The organism is Taklimakanibacter albus, from assembly GCF_016595235.1.
Taxonomy (GTDB): domain Bacteria; phylum Pseudomonadota; class Alphaproteobacteria; order Rhizobiales; family Aestuariivirgaceae; genus Taklimakanibacter; species Taklimakanibacter albus.
Genome location: NZ_JAENHL010000008.1, coordinates 2326890 through 2345270 on the forward strand (window position 1 = coordinate 2326890; position 18381 = coordinate 2345270).

Sequence of the window (18381 nt, forward strand, 5' to 3'; positions counted from 1 at the left end):
TAGCTTCCGCCGCCGCAAATCGGGAGAGGTTACCCTAATGACACTGCACAAGAATTTCATCAATGGCGAGTGGGTCGGCAGCGACCATGCCAAAGACAATATAAACCCGTCCGACCTCTCCGACATCATCGGCTCTTATACGCAGGCAAATGCGGCCGACGCCGAAGCCGCCATCGCCGCCGCCAAGGCCGCCTTTCCCGCCTGGGCCGCCACGACGCCGCAGCAGCGCGCCGACATCCTGGAAGCGGCGGGCGTCGAGCTCCTCGCCCGCAAGGACGAGATCGGCAAGCTGCTCGCCCGCGAGGAAGGCAAGCCGCTCGCCAATGGGATCGCCGAGACGATGCGGGCCGGCCAGATCTTCAAATTCTTCGCTCAGGAGACCTTGCGCGTCGAGGGCGTCGCCATCGCCTCGGTGCGCCCGGGCGTCGATATCACGGTAACGCGCGAGCCTCTGGGCGTCGTCGGCCTCATCTGCCCGTGGAACTTTCCGATCGCCATTCCGGCCTGGAAAATGGCGCCGGCGCTCGCTTTCGGCAATACGGTGGTGTTCAAGCCGGCCGATCTGGTGCCGGGCTCGGCCTGGGCGCTGGTGGAGATCCTCTCCCGCGCCGGTCTGCCGAAGGGCGTGCTCAATCTGGTGATGGGCAAGGGCTCGGTGGTCGGCCAGACCTTGCTCGACTCCAAGGACGTCAGTGCCATCTCCTTCACCGGCTCGGTGGCGACGGGAGCCCGCGTCGCCCAGGCCTGCGCCACCCGCGGCGCCAAGTTCCAGCTCGAAATGGGCGGCAAGAACCCGCTGATCGTGCTCGACGATGCCCATCTCGACACCGCGGTGGCGGCCGCAGTCGACGGGGCCTTCTTCCAGACCGGCCAGCGCTGCACCGCCTCCTCGCGCCTCATCGTACAGAGCAAGCTGCATGACGCCTTCATCGACAAGACGGTGGCGGCGCTGAAAGCGCTTAAAGTGGACCATGCGCTGAAGGACGGCACCCAGATCGGCCCGGTGGTCGACGAAAACCAGCTGGCGCAGGATCTCTCCTATATCGATGTCGGCCGGCATGAAGGCGCCGAGCTCGCCTGGGGCGGCGAACTCCTCAACCGCGACACCAAGGGCCACTATCTGAGCCCGGCTTTGTTCGTGAACACCACCAACAAGATGCGCATCAACCGCGAGGAAATCTTCGGACCGGTCGCCTCGGTGATCAAGGTCGAGTCCTATGACGAGGCGCTGGCCATCGCCAATGACACGAGCTTCGGCCTGTCCTCCGGCATCTGCACCTCGTCGCTCAAATATGCCAATCACTTCCGCAAGAATTCGGCGGCCGGCATGGTGATGGTCAACCTGCCGACGGCGGGCGTCGACTATCACGTGCCGTTCGGCGGCCGCAAAGGCTCGAGCTATGGTCCGCGCGAGCAGGGCCGCCATGCGGCGGAATTCTACACCGCGACCAAGACGTCCTATATCAACGCGATGTGAAAAGCGGTGCGTGGAGAATCTCCCTCCCCGCCTTGGGCGGCGGAGGGAGGATAGCTTTATCAGGTCACCGTCACATCGAGAGGCGCCAGCTTGACAATCTCGCCATGGAGCTTGTCGCCACGCTTGATGGCGCCGACACCGGACGGCGTGCCGGTGAAGATGAGATCGCCGGGCGCCAGCATGAAGAACTGCGACAATTCAGCGATGACATCGGCCACCGGCCAGATCATGTCGGCGAGATCGCCCGACTGGCGGCGCTCGCCATTCACATCGAGGGTGATCGGCCCCTTGAGGAGAAGGCCCGTCTGCTCGACCGGCGTGATGGCGCCGATGGGTGCGGCGCGGTCGAAGGCCTTGGCGGTCTCCCAGGGCCGGCCCTGCTTCTTGGCCTCGGCCTGGAGATCGCGGCGTGTCATGTCTAGGCCGACGGCATAGCCATAGATGAGGTCCTTCGCCTTGGCGGCGGGAACATTGTGGCCACCCGCTTTCAGCGCCACCACCAGTTCGATCTCGTGCTGAACGTCGGCGGAGGCCGGCGGATAGGGAAAGACACCGTCGGTCACGACCGAATCCGGCGCCTTCTGGAAGAAGAAGGGTTTTTCATGCTTGGGGTCATGGCCCATTTCGCGGGCATGCTCGGCGTAATTGCGCCCGATGCAATAAAGCCGGCGCACCGGGAAAGTCTTGCGGGTGCCCGCCACCGGCACGGCCGGCAAGGGGGCGAGGTCGACGACGAAATCGAGGACGCGGTCACGGAGATTCATGTGAGCTTGATCCCTTTGTCACGAAAGGCCGCTTTGGTTTGGGCGGCGGTGCCGTTCAAATCGATAGCCCGGCAGGCTTCTTCGACCACGATCGTGTCAAAACCATGCTGGGCGGCGTCCTCGGCCGAGTAGCGGACGCAGTAATCAAAAGCGAGGCCGACGCAGACGATGCGGGTCAGCTGGCGCTCAGGCAGATACCCCAGAAGGCCGGTCGGGGTCTTGCGGTCATTCTCGAAGAAGGCGGAATAGGAGTCGATCTCAGGGCGGAAGCCCTTGCGGATGACGAGCGCCGCCTGCGGGATGTCGAGACCGGGATGGAATGCGGCGCCGGCGCTCTCCCAGGTGCAATGATCCGGCCACAAGGTCTGTTGGCCATAAGGCATGGCGATGGTCGAAAAGGCGTCGTGCCCGGGATGCGTGGAGGCGAAGGAGGAATGGCCGTCCGGGTGCCAGTCCTGGGTCAGCACCACATGGCGGAAGCCGCGCGCCATCCGGTTGATGACGGGGATGACCTCGTCGCCCTTGGGCACAGCGAGGCGGCCGCCGGGGCAGAAATCATTCTGCACGTCGATGACCAGAAGCACCTCGCCTTCACGCACCGCCATGGCCTCGCGATCCTCGATTGGGGCTCGCCTGTTATGCTAAATCGGGGTCGACCGCAAGACGGGAATCGTGACATGCCGCTGCTTCAGCTCGACCACATCCAACTCGCCATGCCGGCCGGCGGCGAGGATCAGGCGCGCCACTTCTATGGCGCGCTTCTCGGCCTCGCTGAGGTGGAGAAACCGGACAATCTCAAGAAGCGGGGCGGCTGCTGGTTCGAGCGCGGCACGATCCGGGTCCATCTCGGCGTCGAGGCGGATTTCCGGCCGGCCCGAAAAGCGCATCCGGCGTTCCTGGTGGAAAATCTCGCCGGGCTTGTTGCGCGGCTGGCGGAAGGCGGCGTCGTTGCCCGGCGGGACGAGCCATTGCCCGGCTATGACCGGGTCTATGTCGATGATCCCTTCGGCAACCGGATCGAGCTGATGGAGAAGCGCGCCGACACATGACCCCTCACCGTCATCCCAGCCTTTCGCCGGGATGACGGGTGAGAGAGATGTTCAAACCTTCGTCCACTTGCCGTTCCTGGCCGACGACTTCTTGCAGCCCTCGATGAAGGCCATGCCGGCGACGCCGTCCTCGATGCCGGGGAAATTGACGTCCTTGTCGGGCTTCTTGCCCGCACGCCGGGCGATGATGGCGCGGGCGGCTTCGGTGTAGATATTGGCGAAACCTTCGAGATACCCTTCCGGATGGCCGGGCGGCACACGCGTGACGCGGCCGGCCGTGGCGCCCGAGCCAGCGCCGCCCCTGGTGATCAGACGTTTCTCCTGGCCGAACGGTGTAAACCACAGATAATTCGGGTCGGCCTGTGTCCAGTCGAGGCCACCCTTGGTGCCATAGACACGCAGGCGCAGGCCGTTCTCATTGCCGGGCGCCACCTGGCTTGCCCACAACATGCCGCGCGCCCCGTTCTTGAAACGCAGCATGACATTGACATTGTCGTCAACCTTGCGGCCCTTCACGAAGCTGGTCATGTCGGCGGCGAGTTCGTCGAGGGTGAGGCCCGAGACGAAGCAGGCGAGCTGATAGGCGTGGGTGCCGATATCGCCGATGGCGCCGCCGCCCGACTGCTTCGGATCGGTGCGCCAGGCCGCCTGCTTCTGGCCGGACTTCTCGATGTCCTCGGTGAGCCAGTCCTGTGGATATTCGGCCTGGACGAGACGGATCTGGCCGAGCTCGCCTTTCGCCACCATCTCGCGTGCCTGGCGGATCATCGGATAGCCCGAGTAATTATGGGTCAGCGCGAAGACGACATTCTTCTTCTTGAGCAAGGTCTCGAGCGACTTCGCCTCTTTCAGCGACAGTGCCAGCGGCTTGTCGCAGATCACATGGATGCCCGCCTCGATGAAAGCTTTCGCCGCCGGCACATGGATGTTGTTGGGCGTCACGATGGCGACCGCCTCGATGCCGTCCTTGCGGTTGGCCTCGGCCTTCGCCATCTCGCGGTAGTCGGTATAGATGCGGTCGGGAGCAAGCCCCAGCTCGGCGCCCGAGGCACGTGAGCGCTCGGGGCTCGACGACAGAGCGCCGGCGACGAACTCATATTGATCGTCCATACGCGCGGCGAGACGGTGTACCGCGCCGATGAAGGCGCCCTGGCCGCCACCCACCATGCCGAGCCTGATGCGCCCGCCTTGCTTGGCGTCGCTTCTTCCTTCGATGGCCATGATTGTTTCCTCCTGAGATTTGCAAATGTCTGGTCAGTGCGGGCCGATATGGAAGGCCATGCCGGTGAGCGTGCCGTCGAGATACATCAAGGGCCGCCAGAAATAATAGAGCACCAGGGTGCCCTCGGGAAAAATCACATAGGTCTTCCCGTCTCCGGTCCAGACTTCCTGCTGCATCATGCGGAAAGCCAGGTAACCCGCGATATAGACTACGGCGAAAGTGATCGCATAGCGCATCAGCGTTCGGCCCATGGCGCCGGCTCAGATTCCCAGCATCCGCTGGATCTGCTTCTTGTCGACCGAACCGCCGGCGAAATCGTCGAAGGCTTTCTCGGTGACCTTGATGATATGGCTCGCGATGAAAGGCGCACCTTCGGCGGCACCCTGCTGAGAGTCCTTCAGACAGCATTCCCATTCGAGCACCGCCCAGCTGTCATAGTCATAGGCCGCGAGCTTGGAGAAGACGGCGCCGAAATCGACCTGGCCGTCACCCAGCGAACGGAAGCGCCCGGCGCGCTTCACCCAGGGCTGGAAGCCCGAATAGACTCCCTGGCGGCCGTCGGGATTGAATTCGGCATCCTTCACATGGAAGGCCTTGATACGCTCGTGATAGATGTCGATGAAGGCCAGATAATCGAGATGCTGCAGCACGAAATGCGACGGGTCGTAATTGATGTTGCAGCGCTTATGGTTCTTCGCCTGCTCGAGGAACATCTCGAAAGTGGCGCCGTCGAACAGATCCTCGCCCGGATGAAGCTCGAAACAGACATCGACGCCATGCTTGTCATATTCATCGAAGATCGGCAGCCAGCGTTTCGCCAGCTCGGCGAAAGCGGTATCGATCAAACCTTGCGGGCGCTGCGGCCAGGGATAGACAAACGGCCAGGCGAGTGCGCCGGAGAAAGTCACCGAGGCGTTGAGGCCCAGATTACGCGACGCCTTGGCGGCGGCCATGACCTGCTTGACCGCCCATTTCTGCCTGTCCTTCGGCTTGCCATGCACGGCCGCCGGCGCGAAGGCGTCGAAGCCCTCGTCGAAAGCCGGGTGCACGGCGACGAGCTGGCCCTGCAAATGGGTGGAGAGCTCGGTGATCTCGACGCCATGGCTCTTGGCCACGCCCTTGATATCGTCGCAATAGGTCTTGGATTGGGCCGCCTTGTTGAGATCGAAAAGCCGGCCGTCCCAGGTCGGAATCTGTACGCCCTTGTAGCCGAGATTTCCCGCCCATTTGCAGATTGCGTCCCATGAATTGAAGGGCTTCTGATCGCCTGCAAACTGGGCCAGGAAAATCGCCGGGCCCTTGATGTTCTTCGCCATTCCGTTTCTCCCGTTTTTGTTGTTTAGACGTATGTGTTGAGCAGATTCTCCAGATATTCCTGCCGGCCGGAGCGCGGCTTGGGATCGATATTCTCCGACAGAACGCGGCCGGCGATGTCGGCGAGGCTTTCCTTGCCGTGGAGCATCGCCTGGTTCTTCGGCTCGTCCCATTTGGCATAACGCTTGTCGACTTCCGCCTTGAGGCGGCCGTCCTCGATCATCTTCGCCGCCGCGATCAAAGCGCGGGCGCAGGCATCCATCGAACCTACATGAGCATGGAGCAGATCGTCGGGGTCGATCGACTGGCGCCTGATCTTGGCGTCGAAATTCATGCCGCCGGTGGTGAGGCCGCCGGCTTTCAATATTTCGTAGAGCGCCAAAGCCAGTTCGGGCACATTCATGGCGAACTGATCGGTGTCCCAGCCCGATTGATAATCACCGCGATTGAGATCGATCGAACCGAAAATGCCAAGCGCCGAAGCGAGCGCGATCTCATGCTCGAACGTATGGCCGGCGAGAATGGCGTGGTTCTGCTCGATATTGACCTTCACTTCCTTCTCGAGGCCATTGGCTTTGAGGAAGCTGTAGACGGTCGCCACGTCGTAATCATATTGATGCTTGGTCGGCTCCTGCGGCTTGGGCTCGATCAGGATCGGGCCCTTGAAGCCGATCTTGTGCTTGTAGTCGACGACAAGGTTGAGGAAGCGGCCGGCCTGGGCCAGCTCGCGCTTCAAATCCGTATTGAGCAGCGTTTCATAACCTTCACGCCCGCCCCACATGACATAGTTCTCGCCGCCCAGCTCCTTGGTGACATCGAGGCAATGCTTCACCTGCGCGGCGCAATAAGCGAAGACGTCGGGATCGGGATTGGTGGCGGCTCCCGCCATGAAGCGGCGGTTGGAGAACATATTGGCGGTGCCCCACAGGAGCTTCACGCCGGTCTCGTCCATCTTCTTCAGGAGATGGCTCGCAATGGTCGAGACATTGCGGTTGAACTCCTTGAGCGATGAACCTTCGGGCGCGATGTCGAGATCATGGAAGGTGAAGAAGGGAACATTGAGCAGGCGCAGCGTCTCGAACATCATATCGGCCTTGCGGCGGGCATGATCCATCTGGTCGCCCGCCTGATGCCACGGCCTCAGGAACGTCTCGCCACCGAAAGGATCGAGGCCCGGCCAGCACAGCGTGTGCCAGTAGCACACGGCGAAGCGCAAATGCTCGGCCATGCTCTTGCCGAGGAGCTTGCGCTTGGGATCATAGTAGCGGAAGGCCAGCGGATTGGTGCTGTCCGGTCCTTCATATTTGACCGGCTCGGTCACGGAATAGAAGCGCATGAATCAAATCTCCCGGATGGCTGGATAGATTTCGACATAACGGTCATAGGCCTTTTCATAGGCGCCGCGCGCCTTGGCCTCGGGCTTGATGCTGCGCGCGATGCGCGGCGCCGTGCAGACTTCAGTGAAATCGGCGCCGGTCGCGGCGATGAGGCCGAGCCGCGCCGCCCCGAAGGCGCCGCCAAAATCACCATCGGCGGGCACGTCGACGGGAAGATTGAGCGCCGTCGCGATGATCTTGAGCCACAGCTCGGAGCGTGTGCCGCCGCCGACTGCCATCACCCGGCCGATATCGGTGCCCGCCGCCTTCAGCGCTTCGAGACTGTCGCGGAAGGCGAAAGCGACGCCATCGAGCACGGCGTGGGTGAGAATCTTCGCATCGGTTTCATGGCCGATGCCCATCACCAAGCCGCGGATCTGCGCATCGGCCACCGGCGTGCGCTCGCCCGAGAGATAAGGCAGGAACAAAGCGGGCGACGGGCCTGACAGCGTCTTGCCTAAGCTTGAGGTGAGTTTCGGCGCCGGCGTCTTGAGGAGGCCCGCCAGCCATTCGAGGCTCGCGGTGGCGGAGAGGATGACACCCATCTGATGCCAGGCGCCCGGCACCGCATGGCAGAAAGCATGAACGGCGCGCGCCGCATTGGGCATGAACCGCTCATTGGAGACGAAAAGCACGCCCGACGTGCCGAGCGACACGAAGGCTTCGCCCGGCTTGACGGCGCCGATGCCGCAGGCAGAGGCCGGATTGTCGCCGCCGCCGCCCGCCACCACGGGGCGCTTCGGCATGCCCCAGGCCTTGGCCACAGCCACGGTCAATCTTCCCGTCGCCTCGGTGCCTTCATAGAGCTTCGGCATCTGGTCGCGCGACATGTCGGTGGCGGCGAGCAATTCGTCCGACCAGGCGCGTTTGGCGATATCGAGCCAGAAGGTGCCGGAGGAATCAGACATGTCGGAAGCGTGCTCGCCGGTCATGCGCAGGCGCACATAATCCTTGGGCAACAGCACCTTCGCGACCTTGTCGAAAACCCGCGGCTCGTTCTTCTTGACCCAGACGAGCTTCGGCGCGGTGAAGCCGGCGAGTGGAATATTGCCGGCGATTTTTCTGGCGCGCGGCTCGCGTTCCTCGATGTCTCGGCATTCGGCGAAGGAGCGCGCATCATTCCACAGGATCGCCGGACGCAGAACCTTGTCGGCCTTGTCGAGCAAGGTGGCGCCGTGCTGCTGGCCGGACAGGCCGATGCCCTCGACGGCGGCAATGGCCTTCGGCTTCTGCCTGGCGATCGCCTTCACCGCGACGCCGCACGCTTTCCACCAGTCTTCCGGCGCCTGCTCCGACCAGCCGGGTTTGGGCCGCGAGACTTTCAATGGCGCAGTGGTGCTGGCGATGATGCGCTGCTTGGCGTCGATCAGGATCGCTTTGACGCCGGAGGTGCCGATATCGAGACCGAGATACATGGGTTCATCTCATGGAAGGTTGTCGCGCAGGAATATGTCGATGCGGATACGCTCTTGCGCCTCGATCAAAGGCCCATTGTCGGCCTTGGCGAGAAGCACGCGCACCGCGCTTCTGACCTCGTGGCCCGCATCCTGGTTGATGATGGCGTCGACCGTGCCGCGGATCAGTGCTTTGCGGGCGTGATCGGTCAGCTCATGGGCGATGAAGACGATATCACGCTCGCGCTTGGCCTTTTCGAGCGCCGAGATGATACCGCGCGTGCCGCCGCCGGCATTGTAGAGGCCGACGAGATTGGGATGCTCCTTCATCAGCTGCGTCGTCACTTCCTCGACGCGTTGCCAGTCGTCGCGGCCCTCGCGCACCGGCAGGATCGAGAGATGCGGAAATTCATGCGTCATGATCTGCTCGAAGCCGAACTGGCGCTCGATGTGATCACGCAGCGCGAGGGAGCCGGCGATGAGGCCGACCTCGCCCTGGCGGCTGCCAAGGAACTTGCCCAAGAGACTCGCCGCGGTGCGCCCGGCGGCTGTGTTGTCGATGCCGGCATAATGGACACGCTTCGAGCCCGGAATGTCGGAGACCAGCGTCACCACGGTGACGCCGCGCTGGGTCAGGCCGCTGATCGCCTCGCGCACGCTCGGATGATCGAGGGCGACGACGGCGACGCCGTCATATATGTCGCCGATCTGGTCGAGCGTGTGGGCCAGCGCATGACCGTCGAAGACGTCGGTCAGGCGCATGTCGATCACCACGCGCTCGGGCGCCATGCGCTCGGCGGCGGCGCGCACTTCCTCGCCCAGCGTGACCATGAAGACATTGTTGCCGGTCGGCAGCACGAAGCAGAAGCGGTAATCGCGCGAGCGGGCGAGGCGGGCGGCGAGCCGGTCGGGCTGGTAATTGAGCTGACGGATGGCGGATTCGACGCGCTCCACCGTCACCTTGCGCACGCCGTTGCGCCGGTTGAGGACGCGGTCGACCGTGGCGACGCTCACCCCGGCCGACTGGGCGACATCGAGTATCGTGATTTTTCCCATCGCCGGGCAATTGAGCCGAACGCGGCGATCTTGTCAATTTTTGATGTACGCCTATCAGGAAATGAGGGCGGCGGCGCAGCCCTTGAAAGCTGGATATTCGTCCATGATGACGTAAAGCGGCACATGGCGGAGATCGAGACGGCCTTTCTCCTCGAAGACGTGGCGGAACGGGCCTTTCTGCAATTCCCCGACGATCGACGGCGCGATGCCGCCGGCCAGATAGACCCCGCCCTGGGCCTGCATCATCATCGCGGCGTCGCCGGCGAGGCGGCCGAGCCAGATGATGAAATGGTCGAGCGTTCTGACCGCATCAGCGTCGCTGCCGGCGAGCGCCGCCTTGAGAATGGCCTCGGGCGTCTCCAGCGCCGGCTTGCGGCCGGCCATGCGGGCAAGCGTCGTATAGATGAGATGCAGGCCGCCACCGGTGATGGCGAATTCCGATTCGAAGACGGTGCCAGGCTCGGTCATCGCCGCGCGCAGATCGAATTCCTCCTGGGTCACGACCGGCAAGGTGACATGGCCGAGCTCGCCCGGCAGTGCCATCCAGCCACCTTGCGGCAAGGGCGCCAGAGACGCCATGCCGAGGCCGGTGCCGGGTCCGAGCACCAGCTTCACCGACGGCTTGTCCGGCGCCTCACCACCGATCTGGATGAGATCGGCCGCGTCGAGATAGGGCAGCGACATGGCCAAAGCCTGGAAATCATTCAGGATGATCAGGCGGTCGGCCTTGAGGGCGGCTTTGAGCGGGGCCCGGCGCACCATCCAGTCGCGGTTGGTGAGCGGGAAATCATCCTCGGTGACGATGCCGGCGACATCCAGGGCGGCGGTCCCCAGAGCGGCGATGCCCTGGCGCTCGAGATAAGCGGCGGCCACCTCTTCCAATGAGGCGAAATCATCATTCTTGAGCCGCTCGATGTGGGTGACCGTCATCGAACCCGGCTCGACCAGGCCGAAGCGCGAATTGGTCCCGCCAATGTCGCCCACCAGATTCAATTTCGCCATGCAGCCTCACCCGCGCGTCCCATGTCGGAGCCATAGAGCCTTCCCAATTGGAATTCCATATCCGGGAAGGCTCTATTCCCCTTTTTTGGCGCGCTTCCTTGTCGCCGAAGTCGAGCAACTTTGACGGGAAGCGCGGCAAAAGAATATTTTGCTGCAAACAACCTGGGACGGCCAATTGACAGTACGGAAGGCTTTTGATCAACTGGTAAAAATACAACAGAGGAGGGAACTATGCGTCTGTCACGCCGGAAGATTCTGCAGCTCTCAGCTTCGGCAGCGTCGCTGCCCGTCATCGGATCATTTTCGGGACTTGCCCGCGCCGAGGGTGCGATCAAAACCGCCGCCATCTATACGGTGCCGGTCGAGCAGCAATGGGTGAGCCGCATCCACAAGGCCGCACTCACCGCCAAGGAACGCGGCGACATTGAATACACCTTCTCGGAAAAGGTCGCCAATACCGACTATGAGCGCGTGATGCGCGAATATTGCGAGGCCGGCCATCAGCTGATCGTCGGCGAGGCCTTCGCGGTGGAAGACGCGGCGCGCGCCGTCGCCAAGGATTATCCCGACCGCGCCTTCCTCATCGGCTCAAGCTTCAAGCCCGATGCGGCGGTGCCCAATTTCGCGGTGTTCGACAATTACATCCAGGACGCGTCCTATCTCACCGGCATGATCGCCGGCGCCATGACGCAGAAAAACAATATCGGCATGGTCGGCGGTTATCCGATCCCGGAAGTGAACCGGCTGATGAACGCCTTCATGGCCGGCGTGAAGGAGACCAAGCCCGACGTCAAATTCCAGGTCGCCTTCATCGGCTCGTGGTTCGATCCGCCGAAAGCCAAGGAAACCGCTTTCGCCCAGGTCGATGCCGGCGCCGACATCCTCTATGCCGAACGCTTCGGCGTGTCGGACGCGGCGAAGGAACGCAAGATCCTCGCCATCGGCAATGTCATCGACACCCAGGCCGATTATCCGGAAACGGTCGTCGCCTCGGCGCTGTGGCATTTCGAGCCGACCCTCGATGCCGCCATCAAGGCGATCAAGGACAAGGCCTTCAAGGCCGATGACTATGGCCAGTATTCCTTCATGAAACATGGCGGCTGCAGCCTGGCCCCGCTCGGCACGTTCGACGGCAAGGTGCCGGCCGATGTGATGACCAAGGTCACGGCGCGTGAGGCTGAGATCAAATCCGGCGCCTTCACCGTCGCGGTGGACGATTCGGAACCGAAATCGTCGTGATATAAGGGCCCGCAAAGCCCTCTCCTGCTTCCTCCTCTCCGATTACCGGAGAGGAGGAAACTGACGACGGGCGAGGGTAACTCATGACCGACACTGTTCTCAGCCTCGACCGGATCAGCAAGCGCTTCGGGGCGCTCATCGCCAATGACGCGATTTCCTTCGACCTGAAGCAGGGCGAGATCGTCGCTTTGCTGGGCGAGAACGGCGCCGGCAAGACGACGCTGATGAATATCCTGTTCGGACATTATGTCGCCGATGACGGATCGATCAGCGTGTTCGGCAAGTCCTTGCCTCCCGGCCAGCCGCGCGCGGCAATCCAGGCCGGCATCGGCATGGTGCATCAGCATTTCACCCTCGCCGACAATCTCACCGTGCTCGACAACATCATGCTCGGCACCGAGAAGCCGTGGCGCCTCTCCTCGCGCAAATCGGAAGCGCGCCAGCGCCTCACGAAACTCGCCCAGGATTTCGGCCTCGCCATCGAGCCCGACAAGACCGTGGCCGAGCTTTCGGTCGGTGAACGCCAGCGCGTCGAGATCCTGAAAGTGCTCTATCGCGAGGCGCGCATCCTCATTCTCGACGAGCCGACCGCGGTGCTCACCCCTCAGGAAAGCCAGAGCCTCTTCGCCACGCTCAAGAAGCTCACCGCACAAGGCCTCTCGATCATCTTCATCTCGCACAAGCTCAACGAAGTGCTGAGCGTCTCGGACCGCATCTTCGTGTTGCGTGCCGGCAGGCTCGTGGCCGAGCGCCCGACGAAAGGCACGACGCGCAAGGAGCTGGCCGAGCTGATGGTCGGCCGGCCGATCGCTGAGCCCAAGATCGAGCCGCAGCCGCACGGCGACATCCATGTCGAGATCCGCGCGGTCACGACGGCGGACGGGCTCGATCATGCCGACCTCACTTTGCATGGCGGCGAGATACTGGGATTGGCCGGCGTCTCCGGCAATGGCCAGACGGCGCTCGCCAATCTGTTGAGCGGCCTCAGTCCTCCCAAGAGCGGCACGCTGCATATCTTCGGTGAGGACGCCGCGCGCTGGACGCCCGACCTCGTCACCCGGAAACGCATCGCCCGCATTCCGGAAGACCGGCACGCCGAAGGCTTGGTCGCCGACATGTCGGTGACCGAAAATGTCATCGCCGAGATCTATCGCGAGCCGCGCTTCAACAAACGCGGCTTTCTCGACTGGCGCGCCGCTGAAGGTTTCGCCGAGGAGATCATCAAGGGCTTCGATGTCAAATGCCCGTCACCCACGACACGGGTGCGGCTGCTCTCCGGCGGCAACATGCAGAAACTCATTCTCGGCCGCACTCTGTCGCTGGCCCCCCGCTTCATCCTGGCGTGCCAGCCGGCGCGCGGCCTGGATATCGGCGCCGTCTCCTATGTGCATGAACGCTTGATCCAAGCGCGCAAAAGCGGCGCTTCGGTGCTGCTGATCTCCGACGATCTCGATGAGATCCTGGCGCTCGCCGACCGCGTGGCGGTGATCTATCGCGGCCGCATCTCGGAGCCTTTGCCCCGCCAGCAGGTGACGATCCAGGAGCTCGGCCTGATGATGGCGGGCCATGGCTTCTCCGAGGGAGACGCCCATGCGGCTTGAACCGCGCGAGAAGCCGTCGCTCCTCATCACCATCGCCTATCCGGCGCTGGCGGTCCTCGCCGTCTTCGTATTCGCGGGCTTCCTCGTCTCGCTGAGCGGCGCCAATCCCTTTTCCGTCTTCGGCCTCGTGCTGAAGGGGGCGGCCGGGTCGCAATTCGCTCTCTTCGAGACGCTGACGCGCGCTACGCCGTTGATCTTCACCGGACTCGCGGCGGCGGTCGCCTTCCGCGCCAAGCTGTGGAATATCGGCGCCGAGGCGCAGCTTTATATGGGCGCCGTCGCCACCGTCGTCTTCGGCACCGGGCTCTTGCCGCTGCCGTCGCCGGTCCTGATCCCCATCCTGCTCATCGTCGCGACGCTGGCGGGCGCGCTCACGCTGCTCGGGCCCGCTTTCCTCAAAGTGCGCTTCGGCGTCGATGAAGTGGTGACGACCTTGCTTCTCAATTTCATCGTCATTCTGTTCGTCAGCCTCCTGCTGGAAGGTCCGCTCAAGGATCCGATGGGCATGGGCTGGCCGCAGACCAAAAAGGTGATCGCCGAGGCGCAATTGCCGAAGCTCATCCAGGGCAAGCGATTGCATTTCGGCTTCATCCTGGCGCTCGTCGCGGCGGTCGCCGTCTGGGTCATCAATACCCGCACCGCGCTCGGTTATGAGATGAAAGCGGTGGGCTTCAATCCGCGCGCGTCGCGCTTTGCCGGCATGAAGGTCGACCGGGTGATGCTGAAGACGGCGCTGCTATCGGGCGGGCTCGCCGGCCTTGCCGGGCTTTCGGAAGTCTCAGGCCTCAAGGGCAATCTCACCCTCGATCTTTCGCCGGGCTTCGGTTATGCCGGCATCGTCGTCGCCATGCTGGCGCTGCTGCATCCCTTGGGCGTCGTCGCCGCGGCGATCTTCGTCGCCGGCATTTTCGTCGGCGCCGATGCGATGAGCCGCTCGGCGCAAGTGCCGAGCTATATCGCGCAAGTGATGGTGGCCTCCGCTCTGCTCGCCATGGTCACCGCGGTGATGTTCACCCGCTATCGCCTGCGCTGGAAATAGACCCATGGACGCGCTCGAACTGCTCTTCTCCGCTTCGCTCTGGGCCGCCGCCATCCGCATCGCCTCGCCCCTGATCTTCGCGACCTTGGGCGAGCTCATCTCGGAACGCGCCGGCGTGCTCAATCTCGGCATCGAAGGCATCATGACGGTTGGCGCCTTTGCCGGCTGGTTCACCGTCTATCAGGGCGGCGACCTGTGGCTCGGCGTGCTCGTCGCCGCACTCGCCGGCTCGGCTTTCGGCCTCCTGCATGCGATCCTGGTCGTGCCGCTCGGCCTGTCGCAACATGTGACCGGCATCGGCATCACCCTCTTCGCCGCGAGCCTTACCTATTACACCTATCGCCTCGCTTTCCCGGAAGTGACCTCGCCGCCCAAGATCGAGCCCTTCCAGCCCTGGGCCGTTCCCGTCCTCTCCGATATTCCCTTCTTCGGCGAAGCCTTGTTCCGCCAGACGCCGCTCACTTATCTCGCTTTCATCGCGGCGGGGCTCGTCGGTTGGTTCCTCTACCGCACGCCCGCCGGCCTCGCGGTCCGGACCGCGGGCGAAAATCCAGCCGCCGTCGAGGCGCAAGGCATCGACGTCACCAAGGTGCGCATCCTTGCCGTGGTGGCGGGCAGCGCGCTGATGGGCATCGGCGGCGCCTTCCTGACTTTGTCGGCCTTCAACTCCTTCTATTTCGAGATGGTCAATGGCCGCGGCTGGATCGCCATCGCGCTGGTCGTCTTCGGCTCCTGGCGGCCGGGCAAGGCGCTGCTCGGCGCCCTGCTCTTCGCCGCCTTCGATGCCTATCAGCTGCGGCTGCAGCAGCTCGCCGGCGCCTTCGTGCCCTATCAGATCTTCCTGATGCTGCCTTATGCGCTCTCCATCCTGGCGCTCATCATCATGTCGCGGCGCGCTTCCTATCCGCGTGCGCTGATGATCCCCTATCGCAAAGGTGAGAGATGAATTGACCGTCTATCCCATTCGGTCCGGCGGGCTGGCGGGGATTGTGGGGTGAGCCTAAGCTCCTGCCCCAGAAGACGCGCCATTGCGGCCCGCCCAGCGCACGAGTTCATCATGATCCGCCACTTCGTCACCGCCGTCAGCCTGGCCATGGCGCTTGCCATTCCCGCCGCGGCGCAGGTCCCGCCTTTCCCGGCAAGCTTCACGACACAGGAAATCGCCACCAACGGCACCACGATCCATGTGCGCGTCGGGGGAGCCGGTCCGGCCGTCGTCCTGCTCCATGGCTATGGCGAGACCGGCGACATGTGGGCGCCGATGGCAGCCGATCTCGTCCGCGACCATACCGTGGTCGTGCCCGATCTGCGTGGCCTCGGCCTCTCGGCCAAGCCCGCCGACGGCTTCGACAAGAAGACGCAGGCCGGCGACGTCGCCGGCGTCCTCGACGCACTGAAAATCGAGAAGGCCGATCTCGTCACGCATGATATCGGCAATATGGTGGGCTATGCCTTTGCCGCGCAGCATCCGGAACGGGTCACACGTTTCGTCCTGATCGATGCGCCGCTGCCCGGCATCGGGCCCTGGGAGGAGGTCCTCAAGAACCCGTTGCTGTGGCATTTCCGTTTCGGCGGGCCCGACATGGAACGGCTCGTGGCCGGGCGCGAACGCATCTATCTCGATCGCTTCTGGAACGAATTCTCCGCCGACCGCACCCGCTTCAGCGAAGCGGCGCGCGAACATTATGCCAAGCTCTATGCGTTGCCGGGCGCCATGCATTCAGGCTTCTCGCAGTTCGCCGCCTTCGATCAGGATGCGCTCGACAACCAGGCATTTCTCAGCAAAGGCGGGAAGCTCAAAATGCCGGTGCTGGCGATCGGCGGCGAAAAATCATTCGGCCCGATGATGGCCACGATCATGCGCTTCGCCGCCGAGAATGTGGAGGAAGGTATCGTGCCGGGATCGGGCCATTGGATCATGGAAGAGAACCCAGAAGCGACCGTCACAATGGTGCGTGCCTTTCTTGATAAGAAGTGACACCTTCAATCCCTCCTCTTTCACTCCGCTATCGCGCGCTCTTGGGAAAGGCGGGAAGCTTGCCGATATGCGTCTCGTCATGCTGGACGATGAGGCGCGCGTTAAGCTCCTTGGCGATCGCCGACAGGCGGTCCATCGAAGCGAGACTCTCGCCGCGGTCGCTGTTGAAGGGCGGCACGCCGTGACGCGCCAGCTGCTCGTGGAAATGCACGACATCGCCCGACAGAAGGACCGGACCGGTTTTCGGCAGGCGAACCAGAAGGCTCATCTCGCCCGGCGTGTGACCCGGCATCTTCAGCATCGTGACGCTGCCGTCGCCGAAGACGTCATAATCACCAATGACGGGCTCGGCCTTCGATTTTCCCTCGAGCCAGGGCGACAATAGCGCCGGTTCGACGCCAAAGGGCGGCGGAGAGGTCTTGAGCGCATCGAAATCGGCCTTGCCGATGAGCAGCCGCGCGCCGGGAAAGGCCGCTGCCTGGCCGACATGATCAAAGTGATTATGGCTGATGCCGATCAACGCGACCTGCTCCGGCTTGACGCCGATCCTGGCGAGCTGGCTCGGAATATCGGCAGCGAGTGTGGGTGCAAGCGTCGCCTTCGGGTCGAGCTTGGCGCCGATCAGGCCGGCGGGCAGGCCCGTATCCCACAGCATGAATTGCGTCTCATGGCGGATGAGATAGCAGCTGTCCGTCAGGCTGCGCGACTTTCCGCCATAGGCGAAACTGTCGGAGAAGAAGGACAGATCGCGCACCTCGATGCGGCCGCAGTCGAGACGCCACAATTCCAGATCGGCGGCACGGGCCGGATTCACAAAGGACAGAGCCGCCGCGCCGGCGGCGAGGATCAGAGAGAGGAATTTCATCGACAAGTCTCCTTGGGATCTTCCCGCGACTCTCCCCGAAAGGCGCTGGAGACATGGGCCGAAAGCGCCTAGGCTCGAGCCCGAAACGCTCATCTCTCTGGTTTTTTCAGGACGCCGCCGGCGCTAAGCTCAGCCTATGAATATCCACCATGTTCCGACCGGAGACCGGCTGCGCCAGCGCCTTGTCGCGCGGCTGAAAAGTTTCGAGGCGCCTGCCGCCTCGGGTGTCCACACCCATGCCCACAATCTCTTCTCCTATTGCGCGCTCGAGCGTGAAAGGCTTGCCGCCATCAAGCTGCCGCATCCGCTGATCGGCATCGTATTGAGAGGCCGGAAGGAAGTCTGGCTCGGCGATGCGGGCCGGACCTTCGGGCCCGGATCGGTGATCATCCTGCCGCGCAACATTCCCATGGATGTCGTGAATATTCCGGGCGAGACCGGCATCTATGAATCACTCATCCTGGAAGTGCCGATGCTGCCCGAGGGCGTGCCGCCCCTGACGCTCGCCGAAAGACTCGAGCGCGAGACCATTTCACCCACCTTCAGCGTCACCTTGACGGAGGACCTGGTCGAGGCGCTGAGCCATGCCGCGACGACGATCCGTGCCGAGGCGATGAGCGAAGAGGTGAAGACGTTACGTCTCCGGGAAGTGCTGACGCTGCTGCGTCCGTTGCCCGAGGCGCGGGCGCTGTTCACCGCACCGCTCGGTGACGAGGTGGCCTGGCTCATCGCCAGCGCGCCCTCCGAAGACTGGACCGTGGAACGGGTCGCGAAAGCGACCGGCCTCGGGGCGTCGACCTTGCGCCGGCGCCTCACCCAGGAGGGCCGGCCTTTCCGCGCCATCCTGCGCGCCGAGCGCCTGCGTGCCGGGCGCGCGGCCCTGGCGGCCGGCGCCTCGAGCCTCAGCGCCGCCGAAGCCGCGGGGTATGTCTCACGCTCACATTTTGCCAGGCGCTACCGCGAGAGTTTTGGGACCTCACCCAGCGGGCGCAAAGCGGTCTGATC

The 18381-nt window shown here is 63.5% G+C and carries 18 protein-coding genes; 8 read left to right on the forward strand and 10 right to left on the reverse strand.

All coding sequences use genetic code 11. The features are described from left to right. Positions 1 to 37 precede the first annotated feature (37 nt). Positions 38 to 1477: an aldehyde dehydrogenase family protein gene (locus JHL16_RS34055; protein WP_200189355.1), complete on the forward strand. Its 1440-nt coding sequence runs from the start codon at positions 38 to 40 to the stop codon at positions 1475 to 1477. Positions 1478 to 1536: 59 nt separating this feature from the next. On the opposite strand, the gene JHL16_RS34060 is transcribed toward JHL16_RS34055, so the two are convergent. Further along, positions 1537 to 2241 (reverse strand): fumarylacetoacetate hydrolase family protein, encoded by a 705-nt coding sequence (locus tag JHL16_RS34060; RefSeq protein ID WP_200189357.1) that lies wholly within the window; start codon positions 2239 to 2241, stop codon positions 1537 to 1539. Beyond that, entirely contained in the window at positions 2238 to 2846 is a 609-nt protein-coding gene (pncA, locus tag JHL16_RS34065; RefSeq protein WP_200189359.1) for a bifunctional nicotinamidase/pyrazinamidase, read from the reverse strand. The genes JHL16_RS34060 and pncA overlap by 4 nt, the downstream gene beginning before the upstream one ends. Before the next feature lie 72 nt (positions 2847 to 2918). Here pncA and JHL16_RS34070 point away from each other — a divergent pair, with 72 nt between their 5' ends. Further along, the gene (locus JHL16_RS34070) at positions 2919 to 3290 is read left to right on the forward strand and encodes a VOC family protein (protein WP_200189361.1); all 372 of its coding nucleotides are present in this window, start codon (positions 2919 to 2921) and stop codon (positions 3288 to 3290) included. Positions 3291 to 3341: 51 nt separating this feature from the next. Here JHL16_RS34070 and JHL16_RS34075 read toward each other — a convergent pair whose 3' ends face one another. The 7 genes from JHL16_RS34075 to JHL16_RS34105 are packed head-to-tail and all read right to left on the reverse strand — an operon-like array spanning position 3342 to position 10654. Beyond that, the gene (locus JHL16_RS34075) at positions 3342 to 4511 is read right to left on the reverse strand and encodes a Gfo/Idh/MocA family protein (RefSeq protein ID WP_200189363.1); all 1170 of its coding nucleotides are present in this window, start codon (positions 4509 to 4511) and stop codon (positions 3342 to 3344) included. 33 nt (positions 4512 to 4544) lie between these two features. After that, a complete protein-coding gene (locus JHL16_RS34080) occupies positions 4545 to 4763 on the reverse strand; it encodes a hypothetical protein (RefSeq protein WP_200189365.1) in 219 nt (72 codons plus the stop codon). A gap of 9 nt (positions 4764 to 4772) precedes the next feature. Further along, on the reverse strand, positions 4773 to 5828 hold the full coding sequence (locus JHL16_RS34085; RefSeq protein WP_200189367.1) for a sugar phosphate isomerase/epimerase family protein: 1056 nt from the start codon (positions 5826 to 5828) through the stop codon (positions 4773 to 4775). Positions 5829 to 5851: 23 nt separating this feature from the next. Further along, positions 5852 to 7162: a xylose isomerase gene (gene xylA / locus JHL16_RS34090; protein ID WP_200189369.1), complete on the reverse strand. Its 1311-nt coding sequence runs from the start codon at positions 7160 to 7162 to the stop codon at positions 5852 to 5854. A gap of 3 nt (positions 7163 to 7165) precedes the next feature. Continuing rightward, positions 7166 to 8617, reverse strand: a complete 1452-nt coding sequence (xylB, locus tag JHL16_RS34095) for a xylulokinase (protein WP_200189371.1) — start codon at positions 8615 to 8617, stop codon at positions 7166 to 7168. A gap of 9 nt (positions 8618 to 8626) precedes the next feature. Beyond that, entirely contained in the window at positions 8627 to 9652 is a 1026-nt protein-coding gene (locus JHL16_RS34100) for a LacI family DNA-binding transcriptional regulator (protein WP_200189373.1), read from the reverse strand. Positions 9653 to 9706: 54 nt separating this feature from the next. Next, positions 9707 to 10654 (reverse strand): glucokinase, encoded by a 948-nt coding sequence (locus JHL16_RS34105; protein WP_200189374.1) that lies wholly within the window; start codon positions 10652 to 10654, stop codon positions 9707 to 9709. Positions 10655 to 10885: 231 nt separating this feature from the next. Between JHL16_RS34105 and JHL16_RS34110 the strand changes: the two genes are divergently transcribed. The 5 genes from JHL16_RS34110 (at position 10886) to JHL16_RS34130 (ending at position 16511) form a co-directional block, all read left to right on the forward strand. Then, entirely contained in the window at positions 10886 to 11893 is a 1008-nt protein-coding gene (locus tag JHL16_RS34110) for a BMP family protein (RefSeq protein ID WP_200189376.1), read from the forward strand. Positions 11894 to 11976: 83 nt separating this feature from the next. Beyond that, the gene (locus JHL16_RS34115; protein ID WP_200189378.1) at positions 11977 to 13494 is read left to right on the forward strand and encodes an ABC transporter ATP-binding protein; all 1518 of its coding nucleotides are present in this window, start codon (positions 11977 to 11979) and stop codon (positions 13492 to 13494) included. Then, the gene (locus tag JHL16_RS34120; protein WP_200189379.1) at positions 13484 to 14533 is read left to right on the forward strand and encodes an ABC transporter permease; all 1050 of its coding nucleotides are present in this window, start codon (positions 13484 to 13486) and stop codon (positions 14531 to 14533) included. Before JHL16_RS34115 ends, JHL16_RS34120 begins: the two co-directional genes overlap by 11 nt. Positions 14534 to 14537: 4 nt before the next feature. Next, a complete protein-coding gene (locus JHL16_RS34125; protein WP_200189380.1) occupies positions 14538 to 15479 on the forward strand; it encodes an ABC transporter permease in 942 nt (313 codons plus the stop codon). A gap of 111 nt (positions 15480 to 15590) precedes the next feature. After that, positions 15591 to 16511, forward strand: coding sequence for an alpha/beta fold hydrolase (locus JHL16_RS34130; RefSeq protein ID WP_200189381.1), 921 nt, complete (start codon positions 15591 to 15593; stop codon positions 16509 to 16511). Positions 16512 to 16539: 28 nt separating this feature from the next. On the opposite strand, the gene JHL16_RS34135 is transcribed toward JHL16_RS34130, so the two are convergent. Next, positions 16540 to 17376, reverse strand: coding sequence for an N-acyl homoserine lactonase family protein (locus JHL16_RS34135; RefSeq protein ID WP_200189382.1), 837 nt, complete (start codon positions 17374 to 17376; stop codon positions 16540 to 16542). 136 nt (positions 17377 to 17512) lie between these two features. Between JHL16_RS34135 and JHL16_RS34140 the strand changes: the two genes are divergently transcribed. Further along, positions 17513 to 18379: a helix-turn-helix domain-containing protein gene (locus JHL16_RS34140; RefSeq protein WP_200189384.1), complete on the forward strand. Its 867-nt coding sequence runs from the start codon at positions 17513 to 17515 to the stop codon at positions 18377 to 18379. Positions 18380 to 18381 lie beyond the last annotated feature (2 nt).